This is a genomic window from Bifidobacterium scaligerum (assembly GCF_002802865.1).
GTDB classification, from domain to species: Bacteria; Actinomycetota; Actinomycetes; order Actinomycetales; family Bifidobacteriaceae; genus Bifidobacterium; species Bifidobacterium scaligerum.
Genome location: NZ_PGLQ01000008.1, coordinates 1 through 18681, shown reverse-complemented (window position 1 = coordinate 18681; position 18681 = coordinate 1). Strand labels below are relative to the sequence as shown.

Sequence of the window (18681 nt, the reverse complement as noted above, 5' to 3'; positions counted from 1 at the left end):
TTGAGTCGGTGTATATGGATGACATTTCATCGTCACCATATACATGTTGTATGTTGACATCCAATATAACCGACGATTATGGAATACGCAATACTTTTGCGCGACGGCGTGTTGAATATGTATGCCATAACCAATCAAACGTGTAATACTTGTCTTATGACTTCCGCGACTTCCTTGATTACTGCAGCATCCGGCGCAGCTGCCGCCAACGAACCTTCCCTACATGACCGACTCCTCGACGAGTGGGGCATGGCTGTGGTCAGCGGCGCGGTAGCTACGGGAGAGCGGCTGCCTGAGCCGAATATGGACGGCGATGCCACCCCCTCGCGCACGGTGACGCGCGAAGTCACACGCGTATTGGAATCCATGGGATTGGTGAGCGTCAAGCGCAAAGCGGGAGCGACCGCGAATCCCATCGAGCAGTGGAATATTCTCGATCCACAGGTGATTCAGTGGCGACTTCGCGGCCCGCATCGCATTTCGGCCTTGCACGAGCTTTCGCAATTGCGCGCCGCCGTGGAGCCCGCGGCCGCGCGACTCGCCGCCTCACACGCCACCGCGGAACACTGGGCCACACTGACCCGCGCCGCCATCGATATGGTGGCACACTCCGACCACGCCGACGAAGCCGAATATCTGGATGCAGACATTCTTTTCCATCGCACATTGCTGGAGGCATCCGGCAATCTGATGTTCGCCGCCCTCGGCGACGTGATCGCCTCTACGCTCACCGGCCGTACGCACCACGAATTGATGCCCAAGGTGGCCGATCAGACGGCGCTCAGCTGGCACACCGAGGTAGCGGCGTTGATCCGCAAGGGAGACGGCAGCGCAGCCGAGACGACGATGCGGCAGATCGTCAGCGAATCCGATCAGGCCATCAGCCACATCGCCGGCGACCAACGATAACGATCAGGGCACCGGATCTTCGGTTACCCCGGGAATACCCAGCAACACCCCAGCCGCACCCCAACAACACCCCAGACTCTACGACCAGCGCGGTTTTTTCTCGAAATAAGCCCACACCCCGAGAAAATCGCGCGCTGAGAACTCGTAAGCGCCGTTTTTTCTCGAAATGGCGGCTGATTTCGAGAAAAACCCGCACTTTGCGAAAATGACTCACTGACGGGAGCTCAGTGAGTCATTTTCACGAAATTGAGAATTTTCCACGACATGACGCTCACACCGCGCCACTCACCTCAATAATCCCAACATCCGATTTACAGCACCACGCGGCGGTTGAGCTCGCGACGCAACTGCCGCCAATTCGGCAGATAGACGCTCATACGCCGCTGGAATCCGACGCCGTGGCCGCGCTCCCACAGGTGAGTCATCTCATGCACCAACACGTATTCCAGAAAACGCGGCTCCATCAGCCCTAATTGCAGATTCAACCGAATACGACCAGTGGCCGGCGTACACGATCCCCAACGCGAGGTCATCACACGCAACGTGATATGACTGGGAGTCCGCCCGATCACCGGCTCCCACTTGGCCAACAGCTCCGGCAATTGCGCGTTGATGCCGGCCGTGGCTCTAGCCTTGCGCTCCGGCGTCCAGATCGCGGCGCGATCGAATGTTGGCACTGCCCCAGAATCACCCGCAGAACCGTCTTGCCTGACTCCGTCACCAACACCCGGGCGATTCATGCCAACGTCGGCCAAGTCACCACGTCCAGCATCATCCCCGCCTCGCCCGATGTCAGACGCGAATCCATCACCAATCGGCCCGTTTGCCTCCATCGACTTCCTACGCGCCTCGGCCATGCGATGCACATGCTCGTCAATCCACGAGCGGCGGCCACGCACGAAATCAGCAATGATGTGGTCGCCCATACGCCTGGGAGCTGAGATCACGACTGCACCGTTCGGCGGCTTGATACGAAGGTACATATTTTTGATGGGCTTACGCACCACCGTAACCGGCAATCCGTCAACGGTCAGACTGCTGACTGCGGCAGGGGATGATCGGTATGGCATGTGCGTCATTGTGACGCGCGCAACCGACAGCGCACGCACGGTTACGATCCGCGATTGACGAAAGACTTCCGACAAAGGCCGGCTCCGGCAACGCCGCAAGCTCGGGGCGGACCGCCGCGGAAAACCGGTCAGTCCATCATCGATGGCTCAGCATCCCCCAACGCGACACGCCGAAGCATACGTCCCGTTGACACCTTCACGTTCAGTGGTATTGTAATCACTTGTGCGCTTTTGAAGTGCATGGATCGGGCCCATAGCTCAGCTGGTTAGAGCGCATCCCTGATAAGGATGAGGTCGGAGGTTCAAGTCCTCCTGGGCCCACAGGAAAAGAGGCGGCCGCGTGCCGCTCTTTTTTTCCCGAATAAATCAACATGGGGCTATAGCGCAGCTGGTAGCGCATCTGCTTTGCAAGCAGAGGGTCGCCGGTTCGAACCCGGCTAGCTCCACTACCCGAAACCCTTGGAATTGCAACGATTCCGAGGGTTTTTTCGTTTTTGCATCACATCAGGGCTATAGAGCCATATGGGGGTTAATAGACAAAACGGGGGTCTTATCCGCGCGTGTCATCGGCGCGGCGCGGGTCATTTTGAGCGTCCTGCCCAGCCGGTCCTGACGCCGAACCCGCTCTCGTAGGCGTCGACGACGGGCAGTTGCACCGCCGTCATGGTGCCGGGTATCGGATCCTTGTCGTCGGCGGCTCCCGTCTTTCCGGCTGTCCTCCAATGCGCGGGCGTGACGAACGACTCCGGGTCGGGCTCCGCCGCGGATGCGGAAGTCGTTCCAGTCGATGCCGATGCTGTATCTCATAGGGGATGCTGCAATCTCATAGCCGACCAGCGCCGCACCAAGTCGACGCGCGGGGAACACCGTCCCGTACCCCGCCGAAGCAGACTGGCAACGACCCGCATGAAACCGTCGCCGTAATGACGCCCACGATCCCCGTGCATGAGAAACCGCATCTCCGATCGTCGAATCTGGATTACCCAGTCCAACAATCGGGGTGCAGTTCACAAGCCCGAAAATCAGCGCACACCGTCATTAACAATGACAAACACGGCGACTGCGACTACGACTGCACCAATAGCACAGAACCGAATCCGAAACAGCCGTCTGCAATATGGTGACTACGACAGATGCACGCGAACATCCGCAAACACAAACACCCTATTTTTGACACAGCGTCAAAAGAAGGTTTACACTATGCCACGAGAGAAATTGACGCTTCGTCAACATCGGCGGCACAACAACGTGCGGCAGATGTCTCGCCGGCGTCAAACACCCGACGTCCAGCGCGGGACGACGGGCGCAACCATAACCGCATCGGAACAGTCATCGCAGCGCAGCGCCACAGCACTACGGCCGCAACCGATCCGATGCACCCAAGAAAGGACCGCAATGCTGTTTCAGGTCTACGGCGATACCGCCGTCTATCAGTGGATCGGATGGATCCTCGTCTTCTGCTGCCTCATCGGCGCCAACGAACTGGCCCGCCGCACCAAAACCGGCGGCGTGATCGCCTTCCTCATCGTGCCGGCTATTCTGACCGTCTACTTCATCACCATCTACACGGCCGCCGCCATGGGTGCCGAATGGGCCTTGAACAACCCGACTTACGTACATATGACCAGCTGGTTCCACTACGCCAAGCTGTACGCCGCCACCGCCGGCTGCATCGGCTTCATGGCACTGAAGTACAAGTGGGGCTCCATCGGCAAATCCCACTGGTTCAAGTGCTTCCCGTTCGTGATCGTGGCCATCAACATCCTCATCGCCGTCGTTTCCGACTTTGAATCCGCCATCCGCGGCTGGGGCGGCACTTGGATCTCCACCGAAGGCGTGACCCTGTACGGCGGCTGGCACAACGTGTTCAACGGTGTGGCCGGCATTCTCAACATCTTCTGCATGACCGGCTGGTTCGGCATCTACGCCTCCAAGAAGAAGGACGACATGCTTTGGCCGGATATGACCTGGGTGTTCATCGTGGCCTACGATCTGTGGAACTTCTGCTACACCTACAACTGCCTGCCCACCCATTCTTGGTACTGCGGCCTCGCACTGCTGCTCGCCCCGACCGTGGCCAACTTCTTCTGGAACAAGGGCGGCTGGATTCAGAACCGCGCGTTCACGCTGGCCATTTGGTGCATGTTCGCTCAGGTGTTCCCGATGTTCCAGGATTATTCCGTGTTCTCCACCCAGTCCGTGAACAACCCGAACGTGAATCTCGTGGTCTCGCTGATCGCGCTCGTGGCCAACGTGCTGGCCTTGGGCTACATCCTCATCCGCGCCAAGAAGCAGGGCATCAACCCGTGGATGCAGGAAGTGTTCAAGGGCACCAAGGACTTTGAGCAGGCCATCGCCCGCGCCGCGTGATTATCTCACGGCTGCCGTCGCTCAGCGCCGCGTGATTACCTCGCCACCATGTCAGCGTACGTTTCCCCAGATAATAATCACCCTTTTCTGGAAGAACGTACGCTGACGCACGCTCAGCGTACGTTCTTCCAGAAAACACCTGACATCATCTAAAAAACGGGGCGGTCCCGGTCGGATCGAACGATTCATATCGTCGATTCGACCGGGACCGCCCCATTTGGTTATGGGAAAGGGAAGGAAGGGGAAAGAAAGAATCGAAAGGAACGAGCGGTTTGACTACTTCACCGACTTGATGAAGACGATCAGCACCGCACCGATCAGCGAGCACACGGCGGCCAACGGGAACAGCGCGTGGTAACCGATCGACTGGATCAGGGCGGCGGCCAGCACCGGGCCGAGCACCTGTCCGCCGGTGTTGGCGAGGTTCAGGATGCCCAGATCCTTGGCGGCGGTCTCCTTGTTCGGCAGCACGTCCACGTTCAGCGCCTGATCAACCGAGTTGTAAGCGCCCATGCCGGTACCGGCCACAAGAGCGTACGCGATCATCATGTGCGGGTCGTTCGAGAAAAACGGGATGATGGAGCCGACGGCCACCAGCAGGGAGGAAACGATCACCGGGAGCTTACGGCTGCCGATCTTGTCGGCGATCGGACCGGAGATGATGGTCATCACGATGGCGGTGACCATCATGCACATGGACATGATCGTCACGTAGCCGGCGGCGCCTTCCTTGGTCTGGTTCATGTAATCCATGAGGATGTACAGCTGGAAACCGGAGATGGCGAACTTGGCGGCCACAATCAGGAACTTGCCGAACAGCGCCAGATAGTAGTCACGGCAGCCCTTGACCGGGAAGGTGAAGTGCTCGACGAACACCTTGGAATCGAAGGACTTCTTCGGCATGGCCAGGCTGGAGGGCTCACGCATCAGCACGGCGGCGATCGGGCCGGAAAGCAGGGTCAGTACGGACAGGACGATGAAGCCGAGGGTCACGTTAGTCAGGAAGCGAGCGCCGATCATCTGACCGGTGTAGATGCCCACCGAATAGCCGAGCGCGTACATCGAGGTGATGGCACCGCGGAACTTCGGAGCGGTACGGTCGGCGAGCACGGCGATCAGCGGGGCGATGATGGCGTTGAGGAAGCACTGGTAGACGCACCAGGTCACGATCAGCATCGCCACGTTGGTGGCGACGTTGACCAGCATCATCGAGGCGGCGGCAAGTACGGAGCCGCACACGATCCACGGCGTACGACGGCCCCAGCGCGAACGGGTCAGGTCGGAAAGCGCACCGAAGAGAATGTTGGCGATGGCAGCGACGATCATGGCGCTGGTGGACAGCGCGGCCACAACGGCCGCCTTGGAATCGCCGGCGAGCTCAGCGGTTTTGGCCGGCAGCAGCACCACGTTGACGCCCATGTACGGGCCCATCCACAGGAAGCAGCCCAGCACCAGGGCCACGCCGACGATCCATGGCGCCTTGCTCTGCTCCTCGTCGCTGACGGTTCCGGTCCACACCGGCTGTCCCGGCGCGGTTGATGTGGTAGTGGCTACGTTGCTCACAGTTCGACCTCCATTGTCGATGCATCGGGATCGCCCCAGTACGACGACGCCTCGATGCGCATTGTTCCTTGGGGAAGCGCGAGAGTTCGCGTTTCGTTGTTCCATCGGCCGATCGCCGACAGATCGAGTGCAACCTTGACCTGCGTCGTAGAATGCGCGGGCACCTGGGCCGAGGCGAATCCGAGCAGCTCACGCTCCCCGGCCCGCTCGCCTTCCAGCAGAGTGCCGTACACCTGCACGACGTGGCGGCCGTCGCAATCGCCTTCGTTGCGAACGGAAACTTGCATAATGGCCGTTTGATGAGAACGGTCGAGATCGAGCAGACGCGATTCCTCGATGCCGTAGGCCTGATAGGACAGGCCGTAGCCCAGCGGGAACAGGGCTTTCGAACCGCGATGCTGGATCAGTCGTTGGCCGTACCAGCGATCATAGGTCGCGGCGGTGGCGTCCGAATCGAACGGAGGAAGATCCTCCTCGCTGGCCGGAATCGAGTAAGGCAGTCGGCCGGACGGATCGACATTGCCGGCGAGGATGTCGGCCAGCGCATGACCGCCTTCCATACCCGAGTACCAGCCGAGCAGCACGGCGGCGGGCTCGTTGATCCACTCGTCCATCAGCACGGCACCGGCGGCCACCACCACCACGATCGTGCGCGGATTGGCGGCGGAGACGGCACGGATAAGTTCCACGTCTTCATCCAAGAGGCGCAGACTGTGGCGGTCGCCGCCCTCGGCGTCGGAACCGAAGGTGCTCATGCCTTCCTTCATGAAGGCCTGGCATCCGGCTTTGGCTTCCTTCTGCTCATCGGTTACCGGTTCGGGCAGCAGGGGCAGCATGTCGGGGGAGACGACGGACTTCAGGTACTCGCCTTCATCGTTGGCAGTGTATCCGACCACCACAATGGCGGCATCCGCACGAGTGGCACGCTTGGCGGCGACTACAGGGGCTTCGGCCGCGCGATAGCCCACCACATCGTCGCCGTAGATCTCGCGCAAGCCCTGCAGCGGGGTGACGACGTACGGGGCACGTACCTTGGAGGAGCCCTCGTCGCCGGTGTTGGGCTTGTCGGCGATGCGGCCGAATACGGCCACACGCTTGAGGTCCGCACCAGGGCGAAGCGGCAGCGCGGATACGGCGGCATTGTCACCGGCCGCAACACCATCATTCTTCAGCAGCACGGCTGCACGCTCGGCCACGGTACGGGCCAAGGCCACATGTTCAGCGTTGGCCATCGTGCCGTGAGGCTCGGCGGCCGCGCGCTGGGCGTAGAAGCGCAACTGCGTGGCGAGGATGCGTTCGCCCGCGGCACGCACATCGGACCAGTCGGCCTCGCCGCGCTCCATGGCGGCACGCAGCTTGGTGTAGCGCTGCTGATGGAACGGCTCTTCGATATCAAGACCAGCCTTGACGGATTTGGCCACATCGCGCAGACCCCACACGAAGTCGGAGACCGCGATGCCGGTGAAGCCCCAGTCGCGGCGCAGCGTCTGGTCGATCAGCCAGCTGTTCTGGCCGCAGTATTCGCCGTTGACCGAGTTGTAGGCGGTCATCACCGCTTGGGCGCCGGCTTCGATGGTGCGCTTGAAATGCGGCGCGTAGACCTCATGGAACGTGGCTTCATCCACGGTCACATCCACTTTGAAGCGCGCGTTTTCCATCGAGTTGCAGGCGAAGTGCTTGGCGCAGGCGATGGCGTTGGACTTCACGCCGCGCGTGATCGCCGCACCCATCTGGCCGAGCAGCACCGGTTGGTCGGAGTAGGTTTCCTGCACGCGCCCCCAGGCGGGGTGGCGGGGCAGGTTGATGCATACGCCACCGAAAAGGTTGCCGCCCTGCTCGCGCACCTCTTCGCCTATGGCGTGACCCACCTGCTCTTCCAGTTCGGTGTCCCAAGTGGCGCCGCGGGCCATGGAAACCGGGAAGGCAGTGCCGTTGCCGGCCACACAACCGCGCGGACCGTCCACGAATCGGATGCCGGGGATGCCGAGACGGTCGATGGCACCCATCACATATGGCTTGATGTTGTATCCGTGGCGGACGATATCCAGTCGTCCGCTCCAGTAGTAGACGTCGCCGTCCAGCAGGTTCAGGCGTTCGTCCTCAGTGAGTGTGTCGTAGAGTTCGCGGGCCGCGCGTTCGGCACTGGCTCCTGCGCGTACGGAAACGACGGCTGCGTCAAACGCGTTGCGTTCTGATGAATTATCGCTGGTCATGGTCGCCTGCCTCGTCATCGAGTTCCTTACCGACATTCGTTAATTAACTTCGTGGTTAATTACGTGAGTATCACTATATCACTTATTTACTGTGCAGTTAATTAAAAGTGCGGCAAACGTCGGGAAACGTTGAAAAATCAAGACTTATGAGGCGACACGCCGGCCGTACGGGAGACAGTTGGGAAACGAACCGACAACAGCCGCACGTCAGTGAGGCAACTGATCAAGCGACAGTCAGTCGCGACGAGGCCAGCGCGAATCGGCGTACGCATTCCATTCGGCGACGAGATCCACGGCGTCAGGCTCGCGCAGCCAACGCACCTGGATGCCGTCCATCATCGACAAGGCGGCGAGCGCTTCACGGCGCGGATTCTCGATGCCGTCACGCTCCGCGGCGCGGGTCATATTGTCCAGCACACGCTCTTCACGCTGCTGGAAGTACTGGTACGCCGGATGATGGTCGTTAAGCGATTCACCCTGCAATACGGTGTAAAGACGCACCATCTCAGGCTGTGCGGCGTTACGGGCCACCAATGCCGCACACAGTTCGCGGATACCGAAGTCCACCATGCCGTTCCACACATCTTCGGCCTCGACGCCGAGCGTATGGGCGAATATGGTCATATCCTCCCGATCACGATGCTCCAGCACGGCGATCAACAGGCCGACCTTGTTCTTGAAATGGTAGATGACGGCCGGCTCGGTCAGCCCGCATTCGTCCGCCACCTGCCGCACTGCGAACCCCCAGAACCCGTTCTGGGCGATGACGCGGGAGGCCGCTTCGATGATCTGCTCACGGCGTTCGGCCGGCGCCAGTCGGGATTGAGGTGCGTTGGAGCCGCCTTCAACTGCCCGACGTGCCATTGCCATCCTTTCATCGCCGTTTCGCTACGCCGCCATACTACCTGCCGGCATTCCGTAACGCCATGCAGCGCCACGCAACGCCACGCAACGCCACGCAACGCCACGCAACGCCACACCCGCACAGCGCCACACAACGCCACACAGCGCGGCTGTACTCCGTTTCAGGACAGATCGAGTTCGTTGTTATCCTTGGCCTTGTTCACCAGATCGGTCAGATCGGGGTCGTCCACGGATACCGCGTTCTGCTGGCTGAGCGTCAGCGACAACGACCCGTCATAGGAGCCGTAGTAACTGTCCTCTCCCGAGACGCTGATCGAAATCGAGTTCATCAGACGCTTCTTGCCGTAGTTCAGGTCCACCTTGATGGTCGGCATCTCCACGTCCTCATCGGTGCCGAAATCCCAGTTGCGCACGTCGTCGAGCGCCTGACGGTACTTGTCCTCGGCATCGCTCGTGCCGGAAGCCTCGATTTGCTGGATTATCCACGACTTCAGCCGCGGGTACTCGGCTTCGTGCGCGGTCCAGTAATTCACGAAATGCTGAGACAGGGCCTTCACGTCGATTTCGTACGACAGTTGCGTGCTGCCGGAGGATTTGACGGAAGTCGTGTTCGGGAACAGTTGGGCGCGCACGTCCTTGTTTTCCAGCTCCACGCCGAAGTACTGCTGGAAGAATTTCTTGGCCTCGGCCTTCACATCGTCGGATGGTTTCGTTTCTTTGGCCCTGTCGACATCGTCCGAGTATTCGTCGCCGTTGATTGCGCTCAGCTTATCGTAGAATGTCTTTTCCGCACCGTCGATGTCCCAGGAACCGTTCTTGACCACCGCGTCCTTGACGTTCAGGATCAGGTCCGCCCAATCGTCGCCGACCGTACTCTTCAGATCGTCTTCGTATTGATCGGCCGGATAGTAGATGTAATACGGATGGTCACCAGCCCACGACCATGCGCTTTTGCCGGCGATGTCTCCCTTGTACCAAGCGATGGATACCGACTGCGAATCGTTCTTGAAGCTGAGCGAGGCGGAGGATTCATCAGTGGTGCGCCCCAGCGAATACATGCCGGAGCCCTTCATGTCCAGCTCCCCGTCCGTGCTGCTGTTCGTTCTGATTTCAAACTTGGTGCTGCGCAACGTAGACAACGAATTGACGGCATCGAAGGTGACGACCAACGGATTGGTCGGGCGGAAGCCCAGCAACGCTTTGATGGCGGTGAAGTTGGGGATGATGAATGCCAGTGCGGCCACCAGAATCACCGCAATCAAGGCGGAAATGACGGCCAAGAGCTTCTTGTGGGATTTGCGCGGGGCGAGCGCGACGGCCGCGGCCGCTCCTGCGGGTATGGCGGTGCCACCCGGGGCAATCGGACTTGCGGCCGGGATGAACGACGGGGGATTCGCGGCAACCGGCGGCATCACCTGCGTTTGCTGCGGTGTTTGCTGCGGCTGCGACGATTGATATGCCGGCGCGGCTGCCGGAGCGGGAATCGCAGCCGTAGGTACGGGCGTTGCGTAAGACGAGGGCGTTGCGTAAGACGAGGGCGTTGCGTAAGACGAGGGTTGTGCGACAGGTGCTGCAGACGCGGCGGGCGGCACAGCGGAAGGCAACGGGGTAGTGGCGCGAACAGGGGAGGCCGGCGGCACTGCGGGAGCCGGCGCTGGCATGGCGGCCGCGGCTGGTGCCGGTGTCTGTGCAGTGGGTGCTGGTGCGGTAGGTGCCTGTGCGGTAGTCACAGCGGCACCACACACTGTGCAGAATCGCGCTGAGCCGTCAATTCGATTACCGCAATGAGTACAGTACGACATTATTCTCTCCATTCCCCCAACCGGTTTGGCTACCGCTTACGCACGATTTTACCGCTTCCAGCGTCTTCCGGCCGCTTCCCGTTATCCGGGCGGACCTCTTGGCAAGCCAGCGCCCCACACCTACAATGAAATCGTCTTATTGATTACCGAACCCTTAGGGAGAATTATGCTCACTGACGAGTACGTCAAGCGTGTATACGATCAGGTCGTGGCCCGCGATGGCGATCAGCCGGAATTCCTTCAGGCAGTCTACGAGGTGCTGGACACCCTCCAGCCGGTTATTGCCAAGCATCCGGAATACGAGAAGAACGGCGTGCTTGAGCGCCTGGTCGAGCCGGAGCGCGTGGTCAAGTTCCGCGTGGCCTGGACCGATGACGAAGGCAAGGTGCAGGTTAACCGCGGCTACCGCGTCCAGTTCAACTCCGCCATCGGCCCGTACAAGGGCGGTCTGCGCTTCCACCCGACCGTCAACGAAGGCGTTATCAAGTTCCTCGGCTTCGAGCAGATTCTGAAGAACTCCCTCACCACGCTGCCGATGGGCGGCGGCAAGGGCGGCTCCGACTTCAACCCGAAGGGCAAGTCCGACGCCGAAGTCATGCGTTTCTGTCAGGCCTTCATGACTGAGCTGTGCCGTCACATCGGCCAGTTCACCGACGTTCCGGCCGGCGACATCAACGTGGGCGGCCGTGAGATCGGCTACCTGTTCGGCCAGTACAAGCGCATCCGCGACGAGTACTCCGGGGTCCTGACCGGTAAGGGTCTGGAGTTCGGCGGCTCGCTGGCCCGCACCGAGGCCACCGGTTACGGCGTGTGCTACTACACCGCCGAGGCCCTGCGCGTGCTGAAGAACGATTCGTTCGAAGGTAAGACCGTGGTGATCTCCGGCTCCGGCAACGTGGCGATCTACGCCGCCCAGAAGGCCGAGCAGCTGGGCGCCAAGGTCGTGACCGTCTCCGATTCCAACGGCTACGTGTACGACCCCGAAGGCATCAAGGTCGACGTCGTCAAGCAGATCAAGGAAGTCGAGCGCGGCCGCATCAAGGAGTACGCCGAGCGCGTGCCGTCCGCCGAGTACCACGAGGGTTGCTCCGGCGTGTGGACCGTGCCGTGTGACATCGCCCTGCCGTGCGCCACCCAGAACGAGATCAACGAGGAGTCCGCCAAGGCCCTTGTGGCCGGCGGCTGCAAGGTGGTGTGCGAGGGCGCCAACATGCCGTCCACCCCTGAGGCCATCGAGGTCTACAAGTCCAACGGCCTGCTGTACGGCCCGGCCAAGGCTGCCAACGCCGGTGGCGTGGCTGTCTCCGGTCTGGAGATGAGCCAGAACAGCTACCGCCTGTCTTGGACCTTCGACGAGGTGGATGCCAAGCTCAAGTCCATCATGGAGTCCATCGTGGCCGCTTCTCTGGCCGCCGCCAAGGAATATGGCGAGGAAGGCGATCTGATGGCCGGCGCCAACATCGCCGGCTTCGTCAAGGTGGCCAACGCGATGGTCGCCCAGGGCGTGCTGTGACGTTGATGCGGCTATAGTCGCATCAACGGATCTTCGAGAAAAAACCGCGCTGAGCAATCCTCAGCGCGGTTTTTTCTCAGTTTTAGGCCTCATTTCGAGAATTTGTTGCACTGACAACTTCTCAGTGCAACAAATTCTCGAAATCGTATTTACAGCAGCTCCAACGTCACGTCGAGCTTCAGTGGCTGATCGGCGGGCAGCTGGAACTCATCGTGTACGGGCGCACCCCACGTGTCGTCGCCGCCGACACCCATCTGAGCGGCCAGCAGACGCAGGAACGTGTGACGCACAGGCGGCAGCTCATCGGCATGCAACGCCTCCTCCAGCATCAGCGAGCTGTACGGCAACAGGCTCATCGCAAACGGCGACGCATCGCCAGCGATCACCTTCATGCCGAACCCATCGGCATCGGTGATCTCCGCCCACCGCACGCCTTCATGATTGCCGGTCTCCTGCGGCACCAGATATGGCGCGAAGTCCTGCCGAGCGGTACGCGAGAACACACCCAGCTTGGCACCATGCAAACGATCCGCATAGGTCTCCTCGGGGCCGTATCCGTAGAACTTCAGGCGATCGTAACGGGCCGGCAGCATCCATTCGATGCCGAATGCCGGCAACGTAGAGGCATCGGCCTCACCCGGGTATTCGGCGGTCAGATGCACACGCAGCGCCGCATCCACCTCATAGCGAACCACCACCAGCGTATGTGCCGCATCGGCCAGTTCGTACCGGTATTCGGCAATCAATCCATCACCGTCGCCGATACGGGAGATCTGGGTGTCCACCACGCGCGCATAACGGCCGGCGGCGAACCACTGCGCGCGCTCGAAGCCGGACTTGTTGCCGCGATCGTTGTCCACCAACGCGCGGAACGTCGTGAGGTTCGGACGACGAATCACCATCTCGCGACCGTCTCGCACGAATGAAACGATGCCGCCGGCCGACTTGGACAGCAGCACTTCGCCGGAGTCGTTGTGAATTCCGGCGTTGAATCCGTCCTCGGCCACGAACGCGAAGTTCATGCCCAAATTGGCAGCATCGGCACCCGACACGTCAGCATCGCCGTCCGCACCGGTCTCCCCGTCGAACGACACACGCGCCACGTACTGTCCGAACGACAATTCATAGCCGGCAGGCGCCCAGTCAGTAGCCGCACCCAGCCGCTGATCAACTTCGTATGTCACCTCGATGCCGCTCTCAAGCTGCGCGAACGACGCCAGATCGGTCAGTCGCGGGAACGCGATCGGCTCACGGACGCTCTCACCGGCCGGCACATCGAATCGGTAATCCGCATGCCAACGTTCCACACCATCCACCAATACGCGCGCGGTGAAGACGAAGCCGGACGTGGAGATGAACAGGTTGTCGTTCGTGATCGTCACGCCCGACTCATCCGGCGACAGCTGCACGTTCGCGTACAGCTGTTTGACTTCCTGCGCCTTAGGGGTAGGCGTGCGGTCGGCGAACACAATGCCGTTGCCGCTGAATTCGTAGTCGGTGGGACGGTCCTCGAAGTCACCGCCGTACGCAAGTCGCTCGGTGCCGTCGCTGAGCCGCTGGGACAGGGCCTGATCGACGTAATCCCAGATGAAGCCGCCCTGATATTTCGGGTACTGCTCAAGTTCGGTGTACAGGTGCAGGCCGCCGGTGGAGTTGCCCATCGAGTGCGCGTATTCGCAGGAGATGTACGGCTTCTGATCGTCACCGAAGAGGTACAGATCCTTGATTTCGTCCGGTTTGGCATACATACGACTCATGATGTCCGTGACGTCGCTGTACTCGGGATCGTTGAACACGCTTTCGTAATGCACCGGACGGGCGGGGTCGTTGGCATGGACGAAGTCGCGCATCGAGCGGAATACGTCGCCGCCGTACGACTCGTTGCCCAGCGACCAGATGATGACGCTCGGATGATTCCAGTCACGACGCATCATGCTGTTGATGCGGTCCACGCAGGCTGCTCGCCATTCGTCATGGCTGCCGGGGATGGCGGTGCTCGGGCTGAACGAGCCGTCGCCATTGCTCCATGTGCCATGGGTTTCGAGGTTGGTCTCGTCGATCACGTAGATGCCGTATTCGTCGCACAGTTCATACCAGCGAGTCTGGTTGGGGTAGTGGCTGGTGCGCACGGCGTTGATGTTGAGCCGCTTGAATTCGCGGATGTCCTTGAGCATCACGGCTTCAGATACCGCGCGGCCTTCGCGCGCATCGAATTCGTGACGGTTGACGCCCTTGAAGACAATGCGTTTGCCGTTGAGCTTCATCAGTCCGTCTTCGATGGCGAAATGGCGGAATCCGACGCGCTGGGGGACCGCTTCGATCACCTGACCGTCCGCATCCAGCACGGTGACGGTAAGTGTGTAGAGGGTCGGCTCTTCAGCGCTCCACGGGTTCACAGTGCCGATGTTCGCCTTCCAACTGATGGCGATAGGGGAGTCGTCAAAGTTCTCGATAACGGGCATATCAGCAATGCTGTTTCGCCACACTTCGGCACCGGCGGCATTCGTCAACACAGCCTCAAAGCTATTTGCGCCAGCGATATTGCGCACGAATGCATCAACGCTCAGATCGCCTTCGCCAGCGGCAACGTCATAGTCGGCAGTAACGCGCAGATCCTGAATGTGGACGGCGGGCTGGGCCGTGAGTTCCACCGAGCGGAACAGGCCATGCATACGCCAGAAGTCCTGATCCTCCAGCCAGCTGGCGGAGGTGAATTCGAATACCGCGACGGCCAGCACATGCTCGCCGGACACGGAAGCCGGCGCATCATCGCCGTCAACGCCGCCTTTCAGCGCCGCGGTGACATCGAATTCGCTGGGCGTGTAGGAGTCTTCGGCATAGCCGACGAACGTACCGTCCAGCCACACGGCGATGGCCGTGGCGGCACCGTGGAAGGTGAGGGTGACCGGATTGCCGGCGTCCAGAGCGGCTTCCACCTTCGGGCTCAGCGCGAACTTGCGACGGTACAGCGCCACATGGTTGTGCTCGGGAATATCGGGCGCTTCGGGCGCTTCGTGCCCGGACCACGGGTACTGCTGGTTCACGTACTTGTGCTTGAGGAAGCCTCGGGTCTCCAGTGTGGAAGGTACGTCGATCGTGTCGAAATCGTCATCGGGGAAGGCCGGGCGGGCGAACGTGGCGTCCGTCAGTTCTTCGGCACCGTCTTCCACGTCCGCCAGATCGGCCCAGTCGGCCAGATCGGTGACGGTCACGCGCCAAGTGCCGTCGAGGCTTTGCGTCAGATCGCTGGTCTCGCCGGCCGCCGGTACGTGATCGTAGAACCGGTGGCTGGAGTGCGCGGCGAGCCGGTTCACCGCGAACACGCGCGGGTCGGTCAGCCAAGCCGGATCGAATCGGTCGGCCTGCGCAATCGCCGGTGCAATTCCCGCGGATTGCGCAATCTTCACTGCATCAGACATAATCAATACCTTTCTTGAAGCTTTCCGAAGCTTCACACCGACGCACGTCACGATAAAGTCCCGCACGCGATATCGCCGTAAGCAATGTAACCACAAAAACCAGTACGACTCGGGGCCAAACGAACCCAGCCAGCCGGCAAAGGAACAGCCGGGATTGCATGACTACAACCCCGGCTGCGGAAGGAGATGACGAAGTTTTGTAATTGATGACGGACTATACGCTCAGCCCTTCAGCTCAGCCCTCCTTGACGGTGAAGCCCTGATCGCTGCCGTACTTGACCAGCGCGTCCTGGAAGGCGGCGAGGCCCTTCATCAGCGTGGTGGACTTGTCGGTGTATGCCTTGCCCACGTAATCGCCGTAGATGGAGTTGGCCTGACCTGCGTAAGGCAGGAATTGGAAGGTTTCGGTCACCTGGTTGGCGGCCTCGGCAAGCACCTGGTTGTAGTCCTGATCGCCGAAGTAGGCGCGCACGTCATCGGAGCCCTTGAGGAAGTCGGCGTCCTTCAGCGTGGCCTTGTCGGCCGGGAAGGCACCGCCATCGGTACGAATCTTGATGCCCTCCGAGCTGTGGTTGGCGAACTCGATGAACTTGAAGGCGGCATCCTGATTCTTGGATGCGGCGGTCACGGCCAGCGCGGAGCCGCCGTTCTCACCGTTGGACGGCTTGGAAGCGTCCCAGTTCGGCTGCAGGGCCACACGCATGTTGCCCTTGGCGGCTGCGGAGTTGGAGACCAGGTTGGCCGGCATCCAAGCGCCTTCGAAGATGGAGGCGATGGTGCCATCGCCGATGCCACGGTTCCATTCGTCGGCCCAAGTGGCCACCTTGGTGTTGATGAGGTCTTCATCGATCATCTTCTGCCAGAATTCGGCAACCGTCTTCACCTTGGGATCGGACTTGAAGTTGATCGTCACATTCTCGCCTTCGGATTCATACGGCTTGGCACCGGCCTGCCACAGGAAGGCGGTCATCACCTTGATATCACCGGCATCGGCGGTGATGTAGTAGTTGCTGCCCAGCGCACGAATCTTCTTGGCGGCCTCGTAGTATTCGTCCCACGTCTTCGGCACTTCGGTTACGCCGGCCTTGTCGAAGGTGTCCTTGTTGTAGAACATGGCCTGCGGGCCGGAATCCATCGGCAGCGCGTAGACGCCGCCGTTGATGCTCACGGAGTTCCAGGTGCCGGGGGTGTAGAAGTCCTCGTAGCCGGAGGTCTTGTCCTTGATGTTGGCCAGCTGGCTCTGCTCGCCGATCACGAACTGCGGCAGGGTCATGTATTCGAGCTGCACGATGTCCGGGATGCCGCTGCCGGCCTGAATGGCGTTGTTGAGCGAGGTGACGGTGGTGTCTGCCTTGCCGGTGTTGTTGAAGTCGATCTTGATGTTCGGATACTTCTTCTGGAACGCCTCGATAACCGGCTTCAGCGTGGGCTCCCAAGCCCACAGATTCAGCGTGACGTCACCACTGGCATCTCCTGCGGAACCGCTGCTGTTGTTGGACGAACCGCATGCGCCGACGGATACCATCATTGCCGCAGCGCCGAGTATGGCCACAGCCTTCTTCATTGACAAGCTCATTGTTGCCTTCCTCCTCATCGAGCTTATGTTTGGCCGCACAACACACCGTGTGACCGGTTACATTTCGTACTATACTCCATTGTGTAACCGGTCACAACCGCGTGTTGCATCACGCGTTGAACCACGGCCGGCGAGTCTGAAGCAAGCGACGAATATACGATTGGCATATGATCATGGCAGGTAAGAAAGCGACCATCCGCGACGTGGCGCAATTGGCCGGAGTATCCTACGGCACCGTCTCCCGGTACCTCAACGGCAATACTCATGTTTCCACGGCCGCCGCCGAACGCATCGCCAAAGCCATCGAAGCCGCCCAGTACACCCCCAATCAGGCGGCCCGGTCGCTCGCCCAACAGCGCACCCAGACCATCGCGTTGGTGATCCAGGTGGAGTCCAACGAAACCCTGATCCAATCCAGTGTGTCCGAGGCGATGGCCAGCGCCAATCAAACCATCGGCGACGCCGACTATCAGATGGTTACGCTGATCGCCAACACCGAAGCCTCCACCCGACGCATCGCCCAGTTGGTCAACAGCGATTTCGCGGACGGCTATCTGCTGTTCTCCTTAAGCGAGGATGATGCACTGGCCGAAGCGTTTCTCAATACCGACAATCCGGTGGTGGTGTCGGAAGTCAGCAATCACGGCGAATGGCAGTTCCCGATCGTAGATTTCACCAATACCGACGGCCAACGGCAAATCACCGAATATCTGCTGCGCAAAGGCCGCGAACGTTTGGCGTATATCTGCGGACCCGGCTACTCGCCCTCCGCAGTCAACCGTCTCAAAGGCTTCCAGCAGGCCATGGGGGAGCGATTCGACGAAAACAAGGTCTATTACTCGGACGACTGGGAAATGACCAGCGGCGAGATGGCGGCCGTGGCATTCCAGCCGATGCTGGGCGAGCTGGACGGCATCGTGTGCGCCAACGACGATATCGCCATCGGCGTGATCAACCAGCTCACCCGCTTCGGGTACCGGGTACCGGACGATATCGCCGTGACCGGCTTCGACGACTCTCCGTTGGCCGTCCTGTCGAACCCGAAGATCACCACGGTACGTCAGGATTCGCGTCTGCATGGGCGCACGATGGCCGAACTGGTGCTCTCCATGATGAAAGGCACCAAGGTGGAACGCGGATACGTCAAGCTGCTGCCGACATCAATCGTCGAACGCCAGTCCGCGTAATGGTGACGATGTGACACCTCTCTTTGTGCGAAAATGACTCACTGACTTTCGTTCAGTGAGTCATTTTCGCACAAAGAGAGGGCTACGGGGAGGGGGAGCCGCTCACTTCCCGGGACCGGTCATTCCTTGACGGCGCCGGCGGCCAGGCCGGACTGCCAGTACTTCTGCAAGCACAGGAACGCGATCACCAACGGG

Annotated in this window: 11 protein-coding genes, 2 tRNA genes and 2 pseudogenes; 6 read left to right on the top strand and 9 right to left on the bottom strand. The window is 60.5% G+C overall.

All coding sequences use genetic code 11. The features are described from left to right. Positions 1-156: 156 nt before the first annotated feature. A complete protein-coding gene (locus CUU80_RS09095; RefSeq protein WP_100497004.1) occupies positions 157-909 on the top strand; it encodes a FadR/GntR family transcriptional regulator in 753 nt (250 codons plus the stop codon). A gap of 311 nt (positions 910-1220) precedes the next feature. On the opposite strand, the gene CUU80_RS09090 is transcribed toward CUU80_RS09095, so the two are convergent. Continuing rightward, positions 1221-1979, bottom strand: coding sequence for a M48 family metallopeptidase (locus CUU80_RS09090; protein WP_100497002.1), 759 nt, complete (start codon positions 1977-1979; stop codon positions 1221-1223). Between the two features lie 247 nt (positions 1980-2226). On the opposite strand from CUU80_RS09090, the gene CUU80_RS09085 reads away from it, so the two are divergent. From CUU80_RS09085 to CUU80_RS09070, 3 genes are all read left to right on the top strand, one after another. Next, positions 2227-2300 (top strand) — tRNA-Ile (locus CUU80_RS09085). Positions 2301-2352: 52 nt separating this feature from the next. Beyond that, positions 2353-2425 (top strand) — tRNA-Ala (locus CUU80_RS09080). Between the two features lie 949 nt (positions 2426-3374). Then, the gene (locus CUU80_RS09070; RefSeq protein ID WP_100497001.1) at positions 3375-4349 is read left to right on the top strand and encodes a DUF5692 family protein; all 975 of its coding nucleotides are present in this window, start codon (positions 3375-3377) and stop codon (positions 4347-4349) included. Between the two features lie 276 nt (positions 4350-4625). On the opposite strand, the gene CUU80_RS09065 is transcribed toward CUU80_RS09070, so the two are convergent. From CUU80_RS09065 to CUU80_RS11195, 5 genes and pseudogenes are all read right to left on the bottom strand, one after another. Further along, positions 4626-5912 (bottom strand): MFS transporter, encoded by a 1287-nt coding sequence (locus CUU80_RS09065; protein ID WP_169241508.1) that lies wholly within the window; start codon positions 5910-5912, stop codon positions 4626-4628. Then, positions 5909-8143 (bottom strand): glycoside hydrolase family 3 protein, encoded by a 2235-nt coding sequence (locus CUU80_RS09060; protein WP_243388713.1) that lies wholly within the window; start codon positions 8141-8143, stop codon positions 5909-5911. Before CUU80_RS09060 ends, CUU80_RS09065 begins: the two co-directional genes overlap by 4 nt. A 216-nt stretch (positions 8144-8359) precedes the next feature. Next, positions 8360-8989 carry a TetR/AcrR family transcriptional regulator gene (locus CUU80_RS09055; protein WP_207760114.1) on the bottom strand — a complete coding sequence of 210 codons (630 nt, stop codon included), beginning with the start codon at positions 8987-8989 and terminating at the stop codon, positions 8360-8362. Positions 8990-9150: 161 nt separating this feature from the next. Continuing rightward, positions 9151-10719: a hypothetical protein gene (locus tag CUU80_RS11045; protein ID WP_243388712.1), complete on the bottom strand. Its 1569-nt coding sequence runs from the start codon at positions 10717-10719 to the stop codon at positions 9151-9153. 6 nt (positions 10720-10725) lie between these two features. Beyond that, positions 10726-10791: pseudogene (locus CUU80_RS11195) on the bottom strand (zinc-ribbon domain-containing protein); the annotation flags it as partial. 166 nt (positions 10792-10957) lie between these two features. Here CUU80_RS11195 and gdhA point away from each other — a divergent pair. Continuing rightward, positions 10958-12304: an NADP-specific glutamate dehydrogenase gene (gene gdhA, locus CUU80_RS09045; RefSeq protein WP_100496996.1), complete on the top strand. Its 1347-nt coding sequence runs from the start codon at positions 10958-10960 to the stop codon at positions 12302-12304. Positions 12305-12453: 149 nt separating this feature from the next. Here the strand turns inward: gdhA and lacZ are convergent, their stop codons facing one another. Both lacZ and CUU80_RS09035 read right to left on the bottom strand, forming a co-directional pair. Beyond that, positions 12454-15723, bottom strand: coding sequence for a beta-galactosidase, LacZ type (lacZ, locus tag CUU80_RS09040; protein ID WP_100496995.1), 3270 nt, complete (start codon positions 15721-15723; stop codon positions 12454-12456). Positions 15724-15958: 235 nt separating this feature from the next. Further along, positions 15959-17299, bottom strand: coding sequence for an ABC transporter substrate-binding protein (locus tag CUU80_RS09035; RefSeq protein ID WP_100496994.1), 1341 nt, complete (start codon positions 17297-17299; stop codon positions 15959-15961). 173 nt (positions 17300-17472) lie between these two features. On the opposite strand from CUU80_RS09035, the gene CUU80_RS09030 reads away from it, so the two are divergent. Then, positions 17473-18486, top strand: a complete 1014-nt coding sequence (locus CUU80_RS09030) for a LacI family DNA-binding transcriptional regulator (RefSeq protein ID WP_243388711.1) — start codon at positions 17473-17475, stop codon at positions 18484-18486. A gap of 119 nt (positions 18487-18605) precedes the next feature. Here CUU80_RS09030 and CUU80_RS09025 read toward each other — a convergent pair. Further along, positions 18606-18681: pseudogene (locus tag CUU80_RS09025) on the bottom strand (carbohydrate ABC transporter permease); the annotation flags it as partial.